The following is an 18,150-nucleotide window of genomic DNA, read 5'->3' as shown; positions in this document are numbered from 1 at the left end:
GGCTAACCGGCGCCACAACCTCCCGCGGACCCCTGCCCGCGGGCGGACCCTCAGGCGCGTGCGGGTGCCCCGTCGCAGGTGTCGATCACCGCGGCCACGACCTGGGCCACCTTCGACGGGTCGAGGAGGCGACCCGAGAAGTCGGTGACGTAGAACGTGTCGAGGGTCTGGCCGGCATACGTCGCGATGTGCGCGGAGCGCACCGACACCCCGGCCTTGGCGAGCGTCATGCCGAGCTCGTGCAGCAGCCCCGGGCGGTCCTGCGCCCGGACCTCGAGGACGGTGGCCTCGGTGCTCGCGCCCGGCACGACGAGGGCGCGTGGCTGGCCCGGCGTGCCGATCGTCGAGGACCCGCTCGGCCGTGCGGCGAACTGGCGGCGTCGGTCCAGGAGGCCCAGCGGGCCCCGGTCACCCCCGGCGAGGCGGGTGAGACCGCGGGCGAGGCGGGCCTGCTCCGGTTCGTTGCCGCTGGGCGACTCGACGTGCCACTCGTTGACCGCCACCCCGTCGACCGTGCGCAGGACGGCGGTCCGGACGACGAGCCCCTCGGCGGCGAGCAGCCCGGCGGTGTCGGCGAACAGGCCGAGCCGGTCGCGGTCGGCGATGTCGATCCGGTAGGACCCGCCGTGGGCGACGATCTCGACGTGCGGCTCGCCCGTCGCGAGCTCGAGGACGAGGTCGTGCGGCACGACGGCCGGCTCGACCTCTCCCACCGTGGGCGCGGCGGGGTCGAGCCGGGCGCGCACCGCGGTGGCGAGCTGGCCCAGGAGGGCCGCGCGCCAGTCGGTCCACGCCTTCGGACCGGCAGCGACGGCGTCGGCCTCGGTGAGGGCGAGCAGCAGCTCGAACCGGTCCCGGTCACCGCCGACGGCAGCGCTGGCCGCGTCGATGGTGAGCGGGTCGGCGTGGTCGCGCCGGGTCGCGAGCTCGATGAGGGTGAGGTGCTCGCGCACCAGCGTCGTGACGACCCGGACGTCGTCGTCGTCATGACCCAGCCGTCTCATGACGGCCTCGGCGATCGGCGCACCGGCCGCGGAGTGGTCCCGCGCGCCGGGGACCTTGCCGATGTCGTGCAGCAGGGCGGCAAGCAGCAGGAGGTCGGCGCGACCGACGCCACGGAGCAGGCCGGTGGCGTGGACGACCGTCTCGATGAGGTGCCGGTCGACGGTGTGGCGGTGCACCGCGTTGCGCTGTGGCCGCGACCGGACGGCCGTCCACTCCGGCAGCCAGCGTTCGATGATGCCCTGCTGGTCGAGGCCCTCCCAGACGGTCACGAGTCCGGGACCGGCGGCCAGCAGGTCGCTGAAGAGCCCCCGGGCCAGGGGCGACCACGGTGTCGGCAGGTCGCCGCACCGGGTCGCGAGGTTCTCGAGGGTCGTCGGGGCGATCGGCAGGTTGGCCCGCGCCGCGAGCACCGCGGCCCGCAGCGGGAGGTGCGGGTCGCCGTCCACGAGCCGACCCGAGCCGAGCACCACCTCGCCGTCGCTCTCGAAGAGGCCGAAGCCGAGCGGTGTCATCTGCGGCCGGCGCGGTCCGACACGCAGGACCCGGGCGCGCTGCGACTGGGCTGCGCGACGGACGGTGCCGTCGAGGGCGTAGGCGATGGTGCGGCCCGCGTCGGACACCTCGGCGAGCAGGTCGTCCGCGTCGTCGTGGCCCAGCAGCGCGGCGACCGCGTCGTGGTCGTCCCGAGACAGTCGGTCGCGACCACGTCCCGTGACGACGTGCACGGCGTCGCGCACGTCGAGCAGGACGCCGTAGGCCGTGTCGACCTCACCTCGGGGCCGGTCCGCGAGCCAGGCCTCGGCGAGCGCGCTGAGGACCGTCATGTCCCTCAGGCCGCCGTGGGCCTCCTTGAGCTCCGGCTCGATCGACTGGGCGAGGTCGCCGTGGCGGTGGTGGCGCTGCGTCATCGTCTCGGTGAGCTGCGGCAGGCGCTTGCGGGCGTTGGCGCGCCAGTCGTGGCCGACGGTGGCGCGGGCGGCGGCCACGACCTCCACATCGCCAGCCACCGGGGAGATGTCGAGCAGTCCCACGGCCGCGGTGAGGTCGTCGGCGGCCACGCTCCGGCACTGGTTGACGGTGCGCACGCTGTGGTCGAGGCGGACACCGGCGTCCCAGACCGGGTACCAGATGCGGTCGGCCAGCCGGGTGACCTCGCCGGCATCCAGGGTCCGGCCGTCGTGAAGGAGCACGAGGTCGTAGTCGGAGAGCGGTCCGGCGTCGCCGCGCCCGACGCTGCCGACCGCGGCGAGCGCGACCCCCTCGGGCCGCTGCCCCCGGGTGGCCTCCGTCCAGAGGCCCTCGAGCCACTCGCGGTTGAAGTCGGCCAGGCGCAGCCGGCGGTCGCGACCGGCACCGGCCGTCTCGAACGCCCGGGTGCCCGCGAGGTCGAGCCGGCGGGCGGCGACGTCGACGACGTCGGTCAATGGAATCAGTCCCCTCGAACAGATCTGCCTCGTGTGCCTGAGCGGAAGCCAGAGCCTCCGCTCAGGCACACGAGGCGGGGTGGTGGGTGCGCTCAGATGGCTTCGGAGCCGCGTTCGCCCGTGCGGACCCGGATGACGTCCTCGACCTGCTGCGTCCAGATCTTCCCGTCGCCGATGCGACCGGTCTGGGCCGACTTGAGGATGACGTCGGCGACGCTGCTCGCGTCCATGTCGTCGACGAGCACCTCGAGGCGGAGCTTCGGGACGAAGTCCACGGTGTACTCGGCGCCGCGGTAGACCTCGCTGTGTCCCCGCTGGCGTCCGTAGCCCGACGCCTCGCTGATCGTCATGCCGGAGATGCCGTAGGCCTCGAGGGCCTCCTTCACCGCGTCCAGCTGGTGGGGCTTGATGATGGCGGTGATGAGCTTCATGCCTTGACTCCTTCGGAGGTGAGCTCGTCGTGGCGACGGGCGTCGTGTGACAGCTCTGGGGCCGAGGTGGTGCCGATGCGTCCACCGCGGGCGACGAGGTCGTAGCCGGACTCGGCGTGCTCGGCCTGGTCGATGCCGGCCGTCTCGTCGTCGTCGGTGACGCGCCATCCGACCGTCGCCCTGAGGCCGAGACCGATGATCGCCGTGAGGACGGCGGAGAAGACGAGCGAGGCCAGGGCGATGACGACCTGCACGACGAGCTGGTCGATGCCGTCACCGTAGAACAGCCCACCCTCGGTGGCGAGGAGGCCGGCACCCAGGGTGCCCCAGAGCCCGGCAACGAGGTGGACGCCGACGACGTCGAGCGAGTCGTCGTAGCCGAACCGGAACTTCAGGCCCACCGCCAGCGCGGCGAGCGCACCGGCCACGGCGCCGAGGACGATCGAGCCGACCGGCGAAAGGGCGCCACAGGCCGGGGTGATGGCCACGAGACCGGCGACCACACCGGAGGCCGCGCCGACCGACGTCGCGTGGCCGTCCCGCAGCTTCTCCACGAGCAGCCAGCCGAGGATCGCCGCACAGGTCGCCACGGTGGTGTTGACCCAGACGAGGCTGGACAGGCCGTCGGCGGCGAGCTCGGAGCCGGCGTTGAAGCCGAACCAGCCGAACCACAGCAGGCCCGCGCCGAGCATGACGAGCGGGACGTTGTGCGGGCGCATGGCGGTCCTGCCGAAGCCGAGGCGCTTGCCGACGATGAGCGCGAGCACGAGGCCGGCGATGCCGGCGTTGATGTGCACGACCGTGCCACCGGCGAAGTCGATCGGGAGGACGTTGGCCACCCCGTCGGTCGCACCGAAGATCATGGCGGAGATGCCGTCCTCGGAGCCGCTGAGCAGTCCCCCGCCCCAGACCATGTGGGCGACCGGGAAGTAGACGAAGGTGACCCAGAGGCCGGTGAAGAGCAGCCAGGTCGAGAACTTCGCACGGTCGGCGATGGCGCCGCTGATGAGCGCGACGGTGATGATGGCGAAGGTGAGCTGGAAGCCGACGAAGAGGACCTCGGGGATCCAGACGTCGGCGCCGAACACGTCGACGATCGCGACGCCGTCCGCGTCGACGGTCGCGCCGGAGGCGGCCTCACCGACGACGCCCTTGAGGCCGAACTTCTCGAACGGGTTGCCGATGATGCCGCCGATGTTGCTGCCACCGAAGGACATCGAGTAGCCCCACAGCACGTAGACGACGCCGACGACACCCATGGCGCCGAACGACATCATCATCATGTTGAGGACCGACTTGGCGCGCGTCATGCCGCCGTAGAAGAGGGCGAGCCCCGGCGTCATCAGCAGCACCAACGAGGCGCAGATGATGACGAAGGCGGTCGCCGATGCGTCGATCGCGGGCTCGGCCGCGAGAGGGAGGAGAGTTGGGCTCATGGCGGGAAGTCTGCGAGCCGCCGGTTTCGCGCCACGCCGCGTCGTGTTAACGGCACGTTGCACGTTCCCGCTGCCGGTAAGAAGTGTGTTTCACAGGCCTGCGCCGTATGCCGTCCGCCCACCTCAGTCACTCGGCGCGGCTCCCGGTGTCGGGGATCCGGGGCCACCGGGCCGGTGTTGCGCCCGGATCGCCGACACCCCGGCGGTCACGCCACCTCAGAACGCGGAGATGTCACCCGACGCGCGCTGCGGGCGGCTGAGCGCCCGCACCAGCGCCACCTGGCCATGGCGCCGCAGCGACACCTCGGTGAGCAGCGCGAGGACGGGCGCCACCACCGCCGGTTCGTGCTCGGGCGTGGGAAGCCCGACGCTGGCCGCGAGGTCGTCACCGTGGACGACCATCTCCATGAGCCGGGTGGTGACGAAGTCCGGCGTCGGGAGCGACCAGCCCTGCCAGGGGATGTGGATGACGTCCGGGTCGCGCGGCATCGCGAGCACGCCCGGCAGCTCGGCGAGCGCGGCCCGCGCTGCCGCCACGACGGCCTCGTGGCCGGCGGCCGCCGCGGCGTTGTCCTTCTCGTCCTGGTCCGGGTCGGTCTCGCCGCTCTGCGAGGCGGTCACCCACGGAGCGTCGGCGTAGTGGTCGAGCAGGCCGATCACGGGCGCCCCGGGCGGAGCGGCCGACCGCAGCCCCGTGACGACGTGACCCACCTGGGCGAGGAGGTGGTGGGTCAGGCCGCCCACGGTCATGCCGGTGCAGGCGCTGTCGCGCTCCCAGGCGTCACGGACCTCCGCCCGGTCCGCGAGGTCGATCGCGACGGCGGTGCAGGACCGCAGCGCCGCGCCCAGGTCGGCCCGGCGCGCACCTTCTGCGCCGGGCATCAGTCGATGATGGCGTCGACGAAGCCCTCGGGGTCGAAGGGAGCCAGGTCGTCAGGGCCCTCCCCCAGGCCGATGAGCTTGACCGGCACGCCGAGCCGGCGCTGCACCGCGACGACGATGCCGCCCTTCGCGGTGCCGTCGAGCTTGGTGAGCACGATGCCGGTGATGCCGACGACCTCGCTGAAGACCTCGGCCTGGCGCAGGCCGTTCTGACCGGTGGTGGCGTCGAGGACGAGCAGGACCTCGTCGATCGGGCTCTGCTTCTCGATGACCCGCTTGACCTTGCCGAGCTCGTCCATGAGGCCGACCTTGTTGTGCAGCCGCCCGGCGGTGTCCACGATGACGACGTCGGCCTCGAGCTCGGTGGCGCCCTTGACGGCGTCGAACGCGACGGCGGCAGGGTCGGCGCCCTCACGGTCGGAACGGACCGTGGGCACCCCCACGCGCTCGCCCCACGTCTGGAGCTGGTCGGCCGCGGCGGCACGGAAGGTGTCGGCGGCGCCGAGCACGACGTCCTTGTCCTCCGCGACGAACACCCGGGCCAGCTTGCCGACCGTGGTGGTCTTGCCGGTGCCGTTGACGCCGACGACGAGGATCACGGCGGGTCGGCCGTCGACGCGCGACGAGACGATGGTGCGGTCCATGGCCGGGTCCACGAGGTCGACGAGCTCCTCGCGCAGCCAGCCGCGGACCGTGGCCTCGTCGGCGTTGCCGTGGACCTTGACCCGCGTGCGGAGGGAGTCGACGAGCTGCGTCGTCGCGTCCACCCCGAGGTCGGCCGTGAGGAGCGTGTCCTCGACGTCCTCCCACGCCTGCTCGTCGAGTTCTCCACGGGAGAGCAGGGCGAGCAGCCCCTGCCCGAGGGCGGTGTTGGAGCGGGCGAGGCGGGCGCGCAGCCGCTGCAGTCGGGTCTGCGGCGCCTCGGGGCGCTCGACCTCGGGGACGGCGACCGGAGGGAGGGTCTCCTCGAGGGTCGGGTCGTCGGTCGAGGCGGGCAGCGTGTCGACCGAGGAGCCACGGTCGTCACGGTCGTCACGCTCGTCGGTCGCGGCACCCGGCGCCGGCCGGGTCGGCTGCTCGCGGGGCAGCTCCTTGGTGGCCCCGCCCCGTCCCCGGAGCAGCGTGGCGGCCAGGCCGCCGAGGACGACCAGCAGGCCCACGGCGATGGCGAAGAATTCCCAGAAGGTGTCGATGGCACTCACCGACTCATCCTCGCATCAGCGGTCAGAAGATGCGGACGCGCTCGTCCTCCGGGACCCACATGCCGTCGCCCTCGGTGACACCGAACGCCTCGTGGAACTCGGTGAGGTTACGCACCGCGTTGGCCCGCAGGTCCATGGGGGCGTGCGGGTCGATCGCGAGCAGGCGGACCGCCTCCGCCTCACGGGACACGCCGCACCACACCTGCGCCCAGCCGAAGAAGAAGCGCTGGTCGCCGGTCAGGTCGTCGAGGACGGGCGGCTCGCCACCCTCGGTGGAGATCCGGTATGCCGCGTGCCCGATGGTCAGCCCGCCGAGGTCGCCGATGTTCTCACCCACGGTCAGGGCGCCGTTGACCTTGTGGCCAGGGGCGTCGCGCGACTCGAGCTGGTCGAACTGGGCGATGAGGCGCTGGGCGCGTCCGTCGAAGTTCGCGCGGTCGCTCTCGGTCCACCAGTTGCGCAGGTTGCCCTCGCCGTCGTACTGGGAGCCCTGGTCGTCGAACCCGTGGCCGACCTCGTGCCCGATGACGGCACCGATCCCGCCGTAGTTGACGGCGTCGTCGGCCTCGACGTCGAAGAATGGCGGCTGGAGGATCGCCGCCGGGAAGACGATCTCGTTCAGGCCGGGGTTGTAGTAGGCGTTGACGGTCTGAGGCGTCATGAACCACTCGTCGCGGTCGACGGGCCCGCCGAGCTTCGCGAGGTTGCGGTCGACCTCGAAGGCGGCTGCGCGCGCGACGTTGCCGAGGAGGTCCATCGGGTCGACCTCGAGGGTGGAGTAGTCGCGCCAGCGGTCCGGGTAGCCGATCTTCGGCGTGAACGCCTCGAGCTTGGCCAGGGCCTCACGCCGGGTGTCCTCGCCCATCCACTCGAGTTCCTGGAAGTCGCGGCGGAAGGCCTCGACGAGGTTGCCGACGAGCTCGACCATCCGCTCCTTGGCCCGCGGCGGGAAGTGCTGCTCGACGTAGAGCTGCCCCACGGCCTCGCCCAGCGCGTCCTCGACCAGCCCGACCCCACGCTTCCAGCGCTCCCGGATCTCCGGCACGCCCGAGAGGGTGCGACCGTAGAAGTCGAAGTTCTCGGCGACGAGCGCCTCGGGCAGGTAGGGCGCGAGCGCGTGCACGACCCGCCAGCGCAGCCAGTCCTGCCACGTGCCCAGCTCGACGTCGGCGAGGGCCTCGCTGACGGAGCGCAGGTGGTCCGGCTGGCGCGCGACGACCTGGTCGAACGCGGTCGCCGGCGCCTGCGCCGCGACGAGGTAGGCGTCCCAGTCGACCTGCGGGGTGAGCTCGTCGAGCTCGGTCCGGTCGAGCAGCGTGTAGGTCTTCACGGCGTCGCGGTTGGCGACCTGGTCCCAGTGCGACGCCGCGATGCGGGTCTCGAGGGCCATGATCCGGTCCGCGGCAGCGGTCGCCTCGTCACCGGCATACACACCGGCGAGCGTGAGCATCCGCGCGACGTGCGGTGGGTACGCGGCCCGGATCTCCTCGTGGCGGGGCTCGCGGTAGTAGGCCTCGTCGGGCAGCCCGATGCCGGCCTGCTCGAGGTAGACGACGTAGCGGGTGGAGTCACGGTCGTCGGTGTTGACGATGGGGTGGACCAACCCGTCGACGCCGGCGCGCAGGAAGCGGCCGAGCAGCGCCATGACGTCCTGGGCCGACGAGGCACCGGCGATGGCGTCGAGGAACGGGGCGAGCGGCTCCACCCCGCGCTGCTCGATGTGGGCCTCGTCCATGAACGAGCTGTAGAGGTCACCGACCTTGCGCGCGAGGGTGCCGGCCTCCGGCTCGCCCTGTGCCACGGAGGTGATGATGTCGCGGACCTGCGCCTCGGCGTTCTCGCGCAGGATGTCGAAGCTCCCGTAGCGCCCGCGGTCCGCCGGGATCTGGGTGCGCGCCACCCAGCCGCCGTTGACGTGCCCGAAGAGGTCGTCCTGCGGACGGACCGAGGGGTCGCCGGCGGAGGAGTCGATACCCGAGCGCATCAGGCGCGTGCGGAGGAGTCGACGGTCTCGGCCGAGTTCGGCACGGGGGCGTCGTCGGTCAGGACCTCGGCACCCGGACCGTCAGCGTCGTCGGCAGAACCAGACACGGAGCCCCGGTCGAGGCGGTCACGGGCCGACTGCTGCCGCTCCTTGAGCGCGGTCACGACCTCCTCACCCTTGGGAGTGAGGATCCCCCGGCCGTCGCGACGCGCCGGGACGGCGACGAGCGCGACCACGACCAGGGCGAGTGCGACGCAGACGAGCATGCCGAGAATGAGGGCGACCATGCCCACAGCGTGTCCTAGAGCAGCCGTGCATTCAAAACGACACCCCGTGCCCGGTCCGGCGGTCGGACGCCCGGGAGCCGCGTAGGCTCCTGCGCGTGAGTGCGACGACCACGCCCGAGGGGGGCCAGCGACAGCGTCGCAGAGTTCCGGTCGGCTTCGAGATCCTCCTCGCCGTCGTCGCCGTCGCGCTCGTGCAGACGTTCCTCGTCAAGCCGTTCGGGGTGCCCTCGCAGTCGATGGAGCAGACGCTGAGGATCGGCGACCGGATCCTCGTCAACCGGACCGACACGTCGGTGGAGCGCGGCGACGTCGTCGTCTTCGCCCACGGCGCGACCTGGCAGGACTCGACGCTCCCACCGTCCGGCAACCCGCTGCTCGCGGCGGTGAAGAAGGTCGGTGACATCACCGGCATCGGGCCGTCCAACACGGCATACACGGTCAAGCGCGTCATCGGCATGCCCGGCGACCGGGTGGAGTGCTGCGACGAGCAGGGCCGGGTCGTGGTCGATGCGGAGCCGCTCGACGAGCCCTACGTCCACGAGGACCACACGTTCCGGGCGCCGGAGCTGACCTGCTCGTCGACGCCGCGGTCCTCGCGCTGCTTCCCCGAGATCCGCGTTCCCACCGACCGGCTGCTCGTCCTCGGCGACCACCGGTCCCAGTCCGCCGACTCGGTCGTCAACTGCCGTGGGGGCGTCGAGTCCGAGGGCTGTGCCCGGTTCGTCCCGGTGGGCCGGGTCGTCGGGCCGGTCGTGTTCCGGATCTGGCCGACCGGGACGTTCGGGCGCATCCCCTCCGTGGGCTGACGGGCCCGCTCAGGCCGTGGCGGCGACGTCGCGGATGCGCTGCGAGACCACCGTCGTGATGCCGTCGCCGCGCATGCTCACGCCGTAGAGGGCGTCGGCGATCTCCATCGTCTTCTTCTGGTGGGTGATGACGATGAGCTGGCTCGAGCTCCGCAGCTCGTCGAAGAGCGTGATCAGGCGCCCGAGGTTGGTGTCGTCGAGGGCCGCCTCGACCTCGTCCATGATGTAGAACGGGCTCGGCCTCGCCTTGAAGATCGCGACGAGCAGCGCCACGGCGACGAGCGAGCGTTCACCGCCGGAGAGCAGCGAGAGGCGCTTGACCTTCTTGCCGGGCGGGCGGGCCTCGACCTCGATCCCCGTGGTGAGCATGTTGCCCGGGTCGGTGAGCACGAGCTGGCCGGCGCCGCCGGGGAAGAGTCGCTGGAAGACGTGCTCGAACTGCTCGGCCGTGTCGTGGAAGGCCTCGGTGAAGACCTGCTCGACGCGCTCGTCGACGGACCGGACGATGTCGAGGAGGTCGCGCTTGGACTTCTTGAGGTCCTCGAGCTGCTCGGTGAGGAAGGCGTGCCGCTCCTCGAGCGCGGCGAACTCCTCGAGCGCGAGCGGGTTGACCCGGCCCAGCGCGGAGAGTCCCCGCTCGGCCTTGCGCAGCCGCTTCTCCTGCTCGTCGCGCACGAACGCCGCGGGCGGGGGTGTCTCGCCGTCGTGATCGGGGCCGGCGACGAACGGGATCGGCTGGTGCGGGCCGTAGTCCTCCATGAGGACGTCGGGGTCGATGCCGAGCTCCTCGACGGCCCTGGCCTGGAGCTGCTCGATGCGGGCGACCTGGCGGGCCCGGGCCACCTCGTCGCGGTGGGCGGAGTCGGTGAGCTCGCGCAGCTCGTCCTGGTGGGTGCCCAGCTCGGCGCGCAGCGCCTGCGCGCCCGTCTCGCGCTCGGCGCGCCGGCGCTCGCCCTCCTCGCGCAGCCGGGCGGCGCGTCCCAGCGCGCTCGCCATCCGCTCGGTGGCGTATGCCGCGGCACGGCTCACCGCGTCGGCCACCGTCGCCTCACGGCGGCGGCGCTCCTGCCGCTGGCGCAGGCGCTCACGGGCCTGGATCTCGTTGCGGGCGGCGCCCTCGAGCGAGTCGGCGCGCCCCTTGAGCGAGCGCGCCCGCTCCTCGCGGGTGCGCAGGGTGAGCCGCAGCTCGGTCTCGGCCGTGCGGGCGCGGCTGGCGGCCAGCTCCAGCCGGTCGCGCTCGTCGGTCGACGGCTCGTCGGACTCGGTGGGTTCGGCGCTGGCCTCGTCGAGCCGGGCCGCGAGGCCGACGAGCTCGGCGCGGTCCGCCTCGAGGGCCGCCTCGGCCTGGGCGATGGTGCGCTCGGTGCGCTCGACCTCGGCGCGGCTGGAGCGGATGGTCGACTGGAGGCTTCCCAGCTGCTCGGCCACTGCGGCCATGCGGGCGTCGCTGTCGTGCAGCGCGTCGAGAGCGGCCTCGACGCGCTCGGTCACCGCGGCCTGCTTCTCGCGCTCTGCGGCGAGTGCGAAGCGGGTCTGCTCCCCCGTGGCGGTCGCGGCGGCGACGGCGGCCTGGGCCTCGTCCAGGGCCGACTGGATCTCGAGGAGCGACTCGCCGCTGCTGGAGCCACCGCGGACCCAGCCCGGGGCGTAGACGTCACCCTGCTCGGTGACGGCCGTGATGCCCTCACCGCGGGCGACGAGAGCGAGGGCGTGCTCGGCGTTCGGGACGAGGGCGACGCGGTCGAGCAGCTGCTCGACCGCCGGCAGGACCTCGGCGGGGGCGGACACGACGTCGCGGGCCCAGACGGCGGAGCCGTCGATGCTCGGCCAGGAGGCCCGGTCGGACGGCAGGGCGGTGTCACCGACGAGCAGCGTGGCGCGACCGTGGTCGTCGTCGCGCAGGGCGTCGACGGCGCGGGCGGCCTCGTCGGCGGTGCCGACGGCCAGGGCCTCGGACGCCCAGCCGAGGGCGGCCGCAACGGAGGCCTCGTGGCCCCCGCTGACCTGGAGCAGGGAGGCGACCGTCCCGACGATGCCGTGCCGGTCGTCGGCCGCGGCGAGAAGTGCGGCGGCGCCGTCCTTGCGCCGCAGGCTGAGCCCGAGCGCCTCCACCCGCGCGGCGGCCGCCGACCGGGCCCGCTCGGCCTCGCGCTCGGTGGCCTCGAGCTCGGCGATGCGGGCCTCGACCTCGGCCAGCTCCTCGGCAGCGCTCTCGTAGGCGCTGTCGAGCCCCTCCTCGCCCTCCTCGTCGTGGGCGACGGTGCCCTCGAGGCGGGAGAAGTCGCGCTCGGCCTCGGTGGCCCGGGCCAACGAGGCCTCGATGATCCCGCGGAGCCGGCCGATCTCGGCCTCGCCGGCCTCGATGCGGCTCCGGCGGGCACCGACCTGGCCGGCCAGCTTGGCCAGGCCCTCGCGGCGGTCGGCCGCGGCGCGGGCAAGACGGGACAGGCGGTCCTGCTCGGCGGCATACGCCTTCTCGGCCTCCTCGCGGGCGGTGACGGCGGCGGCCAGCTCGTCGGCCGCGGTGGCGACCTCGGCGAGCAGCTTCTGCTCGGCCTCGCGAGCCTGCACGGCCTGGGCGCGCAGCTCCTCGGGGTCACGGCCGGTCGTCGTCTCGTCGACGTCGTCCTGGCTGAGGAGGCGCACCCGCTCGCGCGCGACGGAGGCCGTCGACTCGAGGCGGTCGCGCAGCGACTGGAGCCGCACGAAGCGGTCCTGGGCACGGCCGAGCTCCGGTGCGGCGTCGGCCGCCTGACGCTCGACCTCGGTCAGGCGTGCGCGGACGCCCTCGAGCGCGTCCTCGACGGCGGTGCGACGGGCAAGGAGCGCGGTCTCGTCGGCGACCTCCCGCTCGAGGGTGGAGGTGAGCTGGACGAGGTCGTCGGCGAGCAGGCGCAGCCGGGCGTCACGCGCGTCGGCCTGGATCGTGGCGGCCTTGCGGGCGGCCTCGGCCTGGCGCCCGAGCGGGCCGAGCTGGCGCCGGATCTCACCGGTGAGGTCGTGGACGCGGGTGAGGTTGGCCTCCATCGCGTCGAGCTTGCGCAGCGCGCGCTCCTTGCGCTTGCGGTGCTTGAGGACGCCCGCTGCCTCCTCGATGAAGCCGCGGCGCTCCTCGGGGGTCGCGCGCAGCACGGCGTCGAGCTGACCCTGGCCGACGATGACGTGCATCTCGCGACCGATGCCGCTGTCGGAGAGCAGCTCCTGGATGTCGAGGAGCCGGCTCGGGGTGCCGTTGATGGCGTACTCGGAGCCACCGTTGCGGAACATCGTCCGGGTGATCGTCACCTCGGTGTAGTCGATCGGGAGGGCGCCGTCGGTGTTGTCGATCGTCAGGCTGACCTCGGCCCGGCCGAGCGGCGGGCGACCGGCGGTGCCGGCGAAGATGACGTCCTCCATCTTGCCGCCGCGCAGGCTCTTGGCCCCCTGCTCCCCCATGACCCAGGCGAGCGCGTCGACGACGTTGGACTTCCCGGAGCCGTTGGGGCCGACGATGCACGTGATGCCCGGCTCGAGGCGCATCGTCGTCGCCGAGGCGAAGGACTTGAACCCCTTGAGGGTCAGGCTCTTGACGTACACGCGGTGGCTCTCGGTTCCTCGGGGGCAGGATGAGCGCTCACTGTACCGGCGGGTCCCCGACCGGACCCGGACCACGACGGGCCCCTGCGTTGCCTGTGACCGATGGGTCGGATGGGGCTGGCGTGATGCTGCGGGTGGGCGCTGGGGTCAGCCCTTGGCGATGGACTCGTGGTGGTGGATGACCTCGGCGATGACGAAGTTGATGAACTTCTCCGCGAACTCCGGGTCGAGCCCGCTCTCGTCCGCGAGCGCCCGCAGCCGGCCGATCTGCCGCTCCTCGCGGGCGGGGTCGGCCGGTGGCAGGCCCTGCACGACCTTGAGCTCGCCGACCTGCTGGGTGCACTTGAAGCGCTCCGCGAGCAGGTGCACGAGCGCCGCGTCGATGTTGTCGATGCTCGATCGCAGGCGGGCCAGCTCCGGGGGGACGTCGCTCATCCCCACATCGTAGGAACGACGTCCGGGGGCGGGGTGCCCGTTCCACGACGCGGTATGCCGGGTGGCCGTCACCCGCTGCCCGGTCACCTCTCGACGAACCCGGTGACGTCCGGGCGCGGGGCGCTCTCGAGCGGGGTCGAGACGGAGACGACCGTCCCCGGGCGACCGGTGCTCGAGGGGTCCTCACGCAGCAGCAGCACCATCCGGTGGACGGCCTCACGGGCACCCTGGGCGACGACCTCGACGCGCCCGTCGCTCGTGTTGCGGGCGTGGCCGGCCAGGCCCAGCTCGAGGGCGCGGGCCCGGGTCCACCAGCGGAAGCCGACACCCTGCACCCGGCCGCGCACGGTGACCGTGACCCGCACCTGGACGACGGCGTCGGGGTCCGGGTCGGGGCTGCTGTCCATGGCGTGATCGTAGGTCGGGCGCACGCCCGCGCGCCTCCACGCCCGTGTCGGTGCCTCTCCCTAGCCTGTGGACATGAGCGTGGACAGCCCGTCGCTGGGGCCGGCCGCGGCGCCACGGAGCCGCTCCGCCGACCCGCGCGCCTCCGGGCGCCTGCCCGGCCTCGACGGCCTGCGCGCCGTGGCGATCCTCGCGGTCCTCGCCTTCCACCTCGACCCGCGCTGGCTGCCCGGTGGCTTCCTCGGCGTCGACGTCTTCTTCGTCATCTCGGGCTTCCTCATCACCACCCTGCTCGTGCGTGAGCACGCCCGGCACGGTCGGGTCGACCTCGTCGGGTTCTGGACCCGCCGCGCGCGTCGGCTCCTGCCCGCCCTGCTCCTGCTCGTGCCCAGCGTCATCCTGCTCGCCCGCCTCGTCGAGGCCGACCTGCTCGTCGGCATCCGGCGGCAGGCACTCGGGGCCCTGACCTTCACGAGCAACTGGCTGGAGATCGCGGCCGGCTCCGACTACTTCCACAGCACGGCGCCGCAGCTGCTGATGAACCTCTGGTCGCTGGCGGTGGAGGAGCAGTTCTACCTCGTCTGGCCGCTGGTCGCCCTGCTCCTCCTGCGCCTCGCGCCGTCGTCGCGCGCCCGCGCCGGGTTCGCCGTGGCCCTGGCACTGGGGTCCGCCGTCCTCATGGCCAGTCGCTACGACCCCTCGCTCGGCGCGACCCGGGTCTACTACGGCACCGACACCCACCTCATGGGCCTCATGCTCGGGGCCGCCCTGGCCTTCGCCTGGGCCGCCCCGCACCGGGCCTGGACGTCCACCCCCGCGTGGGAGCGAGCCCGCCGTCCGGCGCTGCTCCTCGCCGGTGCGACCCTGGTGGCGCTGTTCGCGCTGCTCGACGAGTCGACCGCGTGGACGTTCCGGGGAGGGATCCTCGTCGCGTCCCTCGCGACGACGGTGCTCGTGCTCGGTGTCGTCGAGCGACCCTCACCGCTGCGCTCGGTCCTCGACCGGCCGGTCCTGCGCTGGGTGGGCGAGCGGTCCTACGGCCTCTACCTGTGGCACTGGCCGGTGATCCTCATCGTCGAGGCGGACCTGCCGTGGGCCGCCCGCTCGGCCGACGGCTACCTCTGGTCCCGCCTGTGGTGCGTCGTGGTCACCGTCGCCATCGCCGACCTCTCCTACCGCCTTCTCGAGACTCCGGTCCGCCAACGCGGCTTCCGGGGCAGCGCGCGTCACCTGCTCCACCTGATCCGGTATGCCGGGACGCGCACCGCCCGCGCGGTCTGGGCTGCGGTGGCGGTGCTCGCCATCGTGCTGACGACGGTCCTGCTGACCGTCCCGACCCGCACCTCCGTCGAGCAGCTGCTGGACGCCAACTCCGCCGCGGCCCTCCCGTCGACCACGCCCTCCCCCTCGGCGCCGGAGCCGTCGGCCGGTGCGTCGCCGACCGCGGGCCAGAAGGCAGGGCCGATGGCCCAGACGTGGGCGATGCCGACGGGGTCAGAGATCGACGGGTACGGCGACTCGATGATGGTGGGGAGCGTGCACGCCCTGCGCTACTACTTCCCCGGCATCCGCCTCGACGCGCGGTCCAACCGGCAGTGGGCCGAGGGGCTGTCCGTGGTCACCCGGAGGGGTGACGCCACCCGCCGGGCGGTGGTGCTCGCCCTCGGCACCAACGCCGGCACCGACCCGGAGCGGGCCAGGGCCACCCTCGACGCCCTGGGGCCCGACCGCATGGTGGTCGTCGTCACCCTCCACGGCCGGCTCAACCGGATCGCGAGCGACAACGCCGCGCTGCGCGAGCTGGTCGCCGGTCGCGACAACGTCGCCCTCGCCGACTGGGACGCCGCGCTGCAGGGCGCCACGGGCCAGCTGCAGTCCGACGGCATGCACCCCTCCCTCGTGGGCGCACACCTCTATGCCAAGACGATCCGACAGGCGTTCGCGAACCTGAGCACCCGGCACACCGGCACGCCCGTCACGCTCGAGGAGCTCCCGGTCCCATGACCGTCCCCGACGCTCCGGACCATGGCGACCGCACGACGAGACCGGGCTCGGGCGACGTCGACGCGCTCCTGGCAGCCGTGGAGCCGGCGGCGCGACGCGAGGACGCGCAGCGCGTGCTGGCGCTGATGCGGGAGGTGACGGGGGCGGACCCGGCGCTGTGGGGTGGGTCCATGGTGGGGTTCGGTCGCCAGCCGTACCGCACGGCCGACGGCAAGGACCGGGAGTGGTTCGCGGTCGGCCTCGCTCCACGCAAGGCGGCGCTGACCCTCTACGGCCTCACGTCCTACGGCTCGCACGCCGACCTGCTCGACCGGCTCGGCCCGCACACCGCCGGCAAGGGGTGCCTCTACCTCAAGCGGCTCACCGACGTGGACGAGGGCGTCCTGCGGGAGCTCATCGCGCTGTCGTGGTCCGAGAACCACGAGGGCGCGGCTGGCACCGCGGACAGCTGAACGACGAGCGGTTCATGAAGTGCTCGCGTCGGATCGGCGTGCCGCACCGGTCGCAGGGTGCCCCCTCCTGGCCGTAGGCGTGCAGCGATCGGTCGAAGTATCCCGAGGCCCCGTTGACGTTGACGTAGAGCGCGTCGAAGCTCGTGCCGCCTTGGGCGAGCGCGGCCTCCATCACCTCGCGCGCGTGGTCGAGGACCCGCGCGATCGTGGGCTTGGTGAGGCTGCTCGCGACGCGCTCGCCATGGACCCGGGCACGCCACAGCGCCTCGTCCGCGTAGATGTTGCCGATCCCCGACACGACGCCCTGGTGCAGCAGCATCCGCTTGATGGCGCTGTCGCTGGCCTTGATCCGGCGCACGACCGCCCGCTGGTCGTAGACCGGCTCGAACGGGTCCGGCGCGATGTGGCGGATCTGGTGCGGCACACCGTCGTCGCCGAGGTCGTCGAGGGCGAAGCCGCCGAAGGTCCGCTGGTCGACGAAGCGGAGCTCCGGGCCGGCGTCGGCGAAGGTGAAGCGGGCATGGAGGTGCTTCTCGTCGGGGGCGTCCGAGGCCTCGACGAGGAGCTGGCCGCTCATGCCGAGGTGGGCGATGAGGCCATGCACCGGGCGACCCTCGTCACCGAGGACCAGCCAGAGGTACTTCCCGCGCCGCCGCGCCTCGGTGACGTCGAGTCCGGCGACCTGCTCGGCGAGGTGCAGCGGGCCCGGGACGTGGCGCCGGGCGACGCGGGCACCGTGAAAGACCGCCGAGGCGATGCGGCGCCCCACGACGTGGTCGGCGAGGCCACGCCGGACGACCTCGACCTCCGGCAGCTCGGGCACGTCGGCAGTCTGCCTGGGGTCAGGAGAGGTCTGGCAGGGGGGCGGTGGACAGGCCCGAGCCGTGGCGCTCGCGCAGCGCCTCCCAGGCCTGCGCGGCGGCCTGCTGCTCCGCGTCCTTCTTCGTGCGGCCCGACCCTCGGCCGCACTCGGTGCCGCCGACAAGGACGCGGGCGCTGAACGTCTTGGCGTGCTCCGGGCCCTCCTCCTCGATGGCGTACTCGACAGGGCCGGTGCTGTGGAGGGCGCTGATCTCCTGCAGGCTCGTCTTCCAGTCCAGCCCGGCACCCAGCGTGGCCGAGCTGGCCATGAGCGGGTCGAGCAAGTGGTGCACGAGGGCGTCGGCGGCTGCCAGCCCGGCGCTCGAGTAGGTCGCGCCGATGACGGCCTCGACGGTGTCGGCGAGGATCGAGTCCTTGTCCCGGCCGCCGGTGGTCTCCTCCCCGCGACCGAGGTGGAGGTAGTCGCCGAGCCCGAGGGTGCGTCCGACCGCCGCGAGCGCGCGCATGTTCACCACGGCAGCCCGCAGCTTGGCGAGGTTGCCCTCGGTGAGGTCGGGGTGGGTCCGGTAGAGCGTGTCGGTGACGACGAGGCCGAGCACCGAGTCGCCGAGGAACTCCAGCCGCTCGTTGTGCGGCACACCGCCCGCCTCGTAGGCGTAGGAGCGGTGCGTCAGGGCACGACCGAGCAGCGCCTCGTCGATGAGCCCACCGGTCACCTCGGTGAGGTGCTGGTGGAGCTCGGCGACGGGGCGCCGCGGCGTGAGTGCCTCAGGGCTGTGCGAGCCCCTACCCATGAGGGTGGGCTCAGCCCTGGTGCTCGGTGCGCTCGGCCACGCCGTAGTGGCGACCGTTGTAGGACCCGCACGACGGGCACGCGATGTGCGGCTGCGTCGGGGCCTTGCACTGGGGGCACGCGGTCAGGGTGACCGGGGTCGCCTTCCAGTTGGCACGGCGGTGGCGGGTGTTGGAGCGCGACACTTTCCGCTTCGGAACAGCCAC

General features: G+C 73.0%; 16 protein-coding genes. 3 read left to right on the top strand and 13 right to left on the bottom strand.

Annotated elements, in window-relative coordinates; genetic code table 11:
* Positions 1 to 50 precede the first annotated feature (50 nt).
* The 7 genes from ACOJV9_RS03045 to ACOJV9_RS03015 all read right to left on the bottom strand — a co-directional run bounded on the left by ACOJV9_RS03045 (position 51) and on the right by ACOJV9_RS03015 (position 8,651).
* The gene (locus ACOJV9_RS03045) at positions 51 to 2,429 is read right to left on the bottom strand and encodes a [protein-PII] uridylyltransferase (RefSeq protein WP_420183688.1); all 2,379 of its coding nucleotides are present in this window, start codon (positions 2,427 to 2,429) and stop codon (positions 51 to 53) included.
* A 92-nt stretch (positions 2,430 to 2,521) separates the two neighbouring features.
* Positions 2,522 to 2,860 (bottom strand): P-II family nitrogen regulator, encoded by a 339-nt coding sequence (locus ACOJV9_RS03040; protein ID WP_035938692.1) that lies wholly within the window; start codon positions 2,858 to 2,860, stop codon positions 2,522 to 2,524.
* Positions 2,857 to 4,296, bottom strand: a complete 1,440-nt coding sequence (locus tag ACOJV9_RS03035; RefSeq protein ID WP_420183687.1) for an ammonium transporter — start codon at positions 4,294 to 4,296, stop codon at positions 2,857 to 2,859. The genes ACOJV9_RS03040 and ACOJV9_RS03035 overlap by 4 nt, the downstream gene beginning before the upstream one ends.
* 216 nt (positions 4,297 to 4,512) lie before the next feature.
* The gene (locus ACOJV9_RS03030; RefSeq protein ID WP_420183686.1) at positions 4,513 to 5,178 is read right to left on the bottom strand and encodes a maleylpyruvate isomerase N-terminal domain-containing protein; all 666 of its coding nucleotides are present in this window, start codon (positions 5,176 to 5,178) and stop codon (positions 4,513 to 4,515) included.
* Positions 5,178 to 6,380, bottom strand: a complete 1,203-nt coding sequence (gene ftsY / locus ACOJV9_RS03025) for a signal recognition particle-docking protein FtsY (RefSeq protein ID WP_420183685.1) — start codon at positions 6,378 to 6,380, stop codon at positions 5,178 to 5,180. The genes ACOJV9_RS03030 and ftsY overlap by 1 nt, the downstream gene beginning before the upstream one ends.
* A 22-nt stretch (positions 6,381 to 6,402) precedes the next feature.
* Complete coding sequence (locus ACOJV9_RS03020; RefSeq protein WP_420183684.1) at positions 6,403 to 8,364, bottom strand: M13 family metallopeptidase; 1,962 nt, start codon at positions 8,362 to 8,364, stop codon at positions 6,403 to 6,405.
* Positions 8,364 to 8,651, bottom strand: a complete 288-nt coding sequence (locus ACOJV9_RS03015; protein ID WP_420183683.1) for a hypothetical protein — start codon at positions 8,649 to 8,651, stop codon at positions 8,364 to 8,366. Before ACOJV9_RS03015 ends, ACOJV9_RS03020 begins: the two co-directional genes overlap by 1 nt.
* 95 nt (positions 8,652 to 8,746) lie before the next feature.
* On the opposite strand from ACOJV9_RS03015, the gene lepB reads away from it, so the two are divergent.
* Positions 8,747 to 9,457 (top strand): signal peptidase I, encoded by a 711-nt coding sequence (gene lepB, locus ACOJV9_RS03010; RefSeq protein ID WP_420183682.1) that lies wholly within the window; start codon positions 8,747 to 8,749, stop codon positions 9,455 to 9,457.
* Positions 9,458 to 9,466: 9 nt separating this feature from the next.
* Here the strand turns inward: lepB and smc are convergent, their stop codons facing one another.
* The 3 genes from smc to ACOJV9_RS02995 all read right to left on the bottom strand — a co-directional run bounded on the left by smc (position 9,467) and on the right by ACOJV9_RS02995 (position 13,875).
* Positions 9,467 to 13,033, bottom strand: coding sequence for a chromosome segregation protein SMC (gene smc, locus ACOJV9_RS03005; protein WP_420183681.1), 3,567 nt, complete (start codon positions 13,031 to 13,033; stop codon positions 9,467 to 9,469).
* Between the two features lie 147 nt (positions 13,034 to 13,180).
* Complete coding sequence (locus ACOJV9_RS03000; protein ID WP_420183680.1) at positions 13,181 to 13,468, bottom strand: chorismate mutase; 288 nt, start codon at positions 13,466 to 13,468, stop codon at positions 13,181 to 13,183.
* A gap of 83 nt (positions 13,469 to 13,551) precedes the next feature.
* Positions 13,552 to 13,875 (bottom strand): acylphosphatase, encoded by a 324-nt coding sequence (locus tag ACOJV9_RS02995; protein ID WP_420183679.1) that lies wholly within the window; start codon positions 13,873 to 13,875, stop codon positions 13,552 to 13,554.
* 73 nt (positions 13,876 to 13,948) lie between these two features.
* Here ACOJV9_RS02995 and ACOJV9_RS02990 point away from each other — a divergent pair, with 73 nt between their 5' ends.
* Positions 13,949 to 15,877, top strand: coding sequence for an acyltransferase family protein (locus ACOJV9_RS02990; protein WP_420183678.1), 1,929 nt, complete (start codon positions 13,949 to 13,951; stop codon positions 15,875 to 15,877).
* The gene (locus tag ACOJV9_RS02985; RefSeq protein WP_420183677.1) at positions 15,874 to 16,329 is read left to right on the top strand and encodes a DUF1801 domain-containing protein; all 456 of its coding nucleotides are present in this window, start codon (positions 15,874 to 15,876) and stop codon (positions 16,327 to 16,329) included. Before ACOJV9_RS02990 ends, ACOJV9_RS02985 begins: the two co-directional genes overlap by 4 nt.
* Here the strand turns inward: ACOJV9_RS02985 and mutM are convergent.
* Genes mutM through rpmF form a run of 3 tightly spaced genes read right to left on the bottom strand, consistent with a single transcriptional unit; the run spans position 16,271 to position 18,150 of the window.
* Complete coding sequence (gene mutM / locus ACOJV9_RS02980) at positions 16,271 to 17,152, bottom strand: bifunctional DNA-formamidopyrimidine glycosylase/DNA-(apurinic or apyrimidinic site) lyase (RefSeq protein ID WP_420183676.1); 882 nt, start codon at positions 17,150 to 17,152, stop codon at positions 16,271 to 16,273. The two genes, ACOJV9_RS02985 and mutM, sit on opposite strands and share 59 nt — an antisense overlap.
* 19 nt (positions 17,153 to 17,171) lie before the next feature.
* Entirely contained in the window at positions 17,172 to 17,945 is a 774-nt protein-coding gene (gene rnc / locus ACOJV9_RS02975) for a ribonuclease III (protein WP_420183675.1), read from the bottom strand.
* Between the two features lie 10 nt (positions 17,946 to 17,955).
* A complete protein-coding gene (gene rpmF, locus ACOJV9_RS02970; protein WP_420183674.1) occupies positions 17,956 to 18,150 on the bottom strand; it encodes a 50S ribosomal protein L32 in 195 nt (64 codons plus the stop codon).

It is taken from the genome of Knoellia terrae (genome assembly GCF_048606435.1).
In the GTDB taxonomy this organism is placed as follows: Bacteria; Actinomycetota; Actinomycetes; order Actinomycetales; family Dermatophilaceae; genus Knoellia; species Knoellia terrae.
Note: the sequence above shows the minus strand (reverse complement) of the source record. Positions and strands in the feature narration are given on the sequence as shown.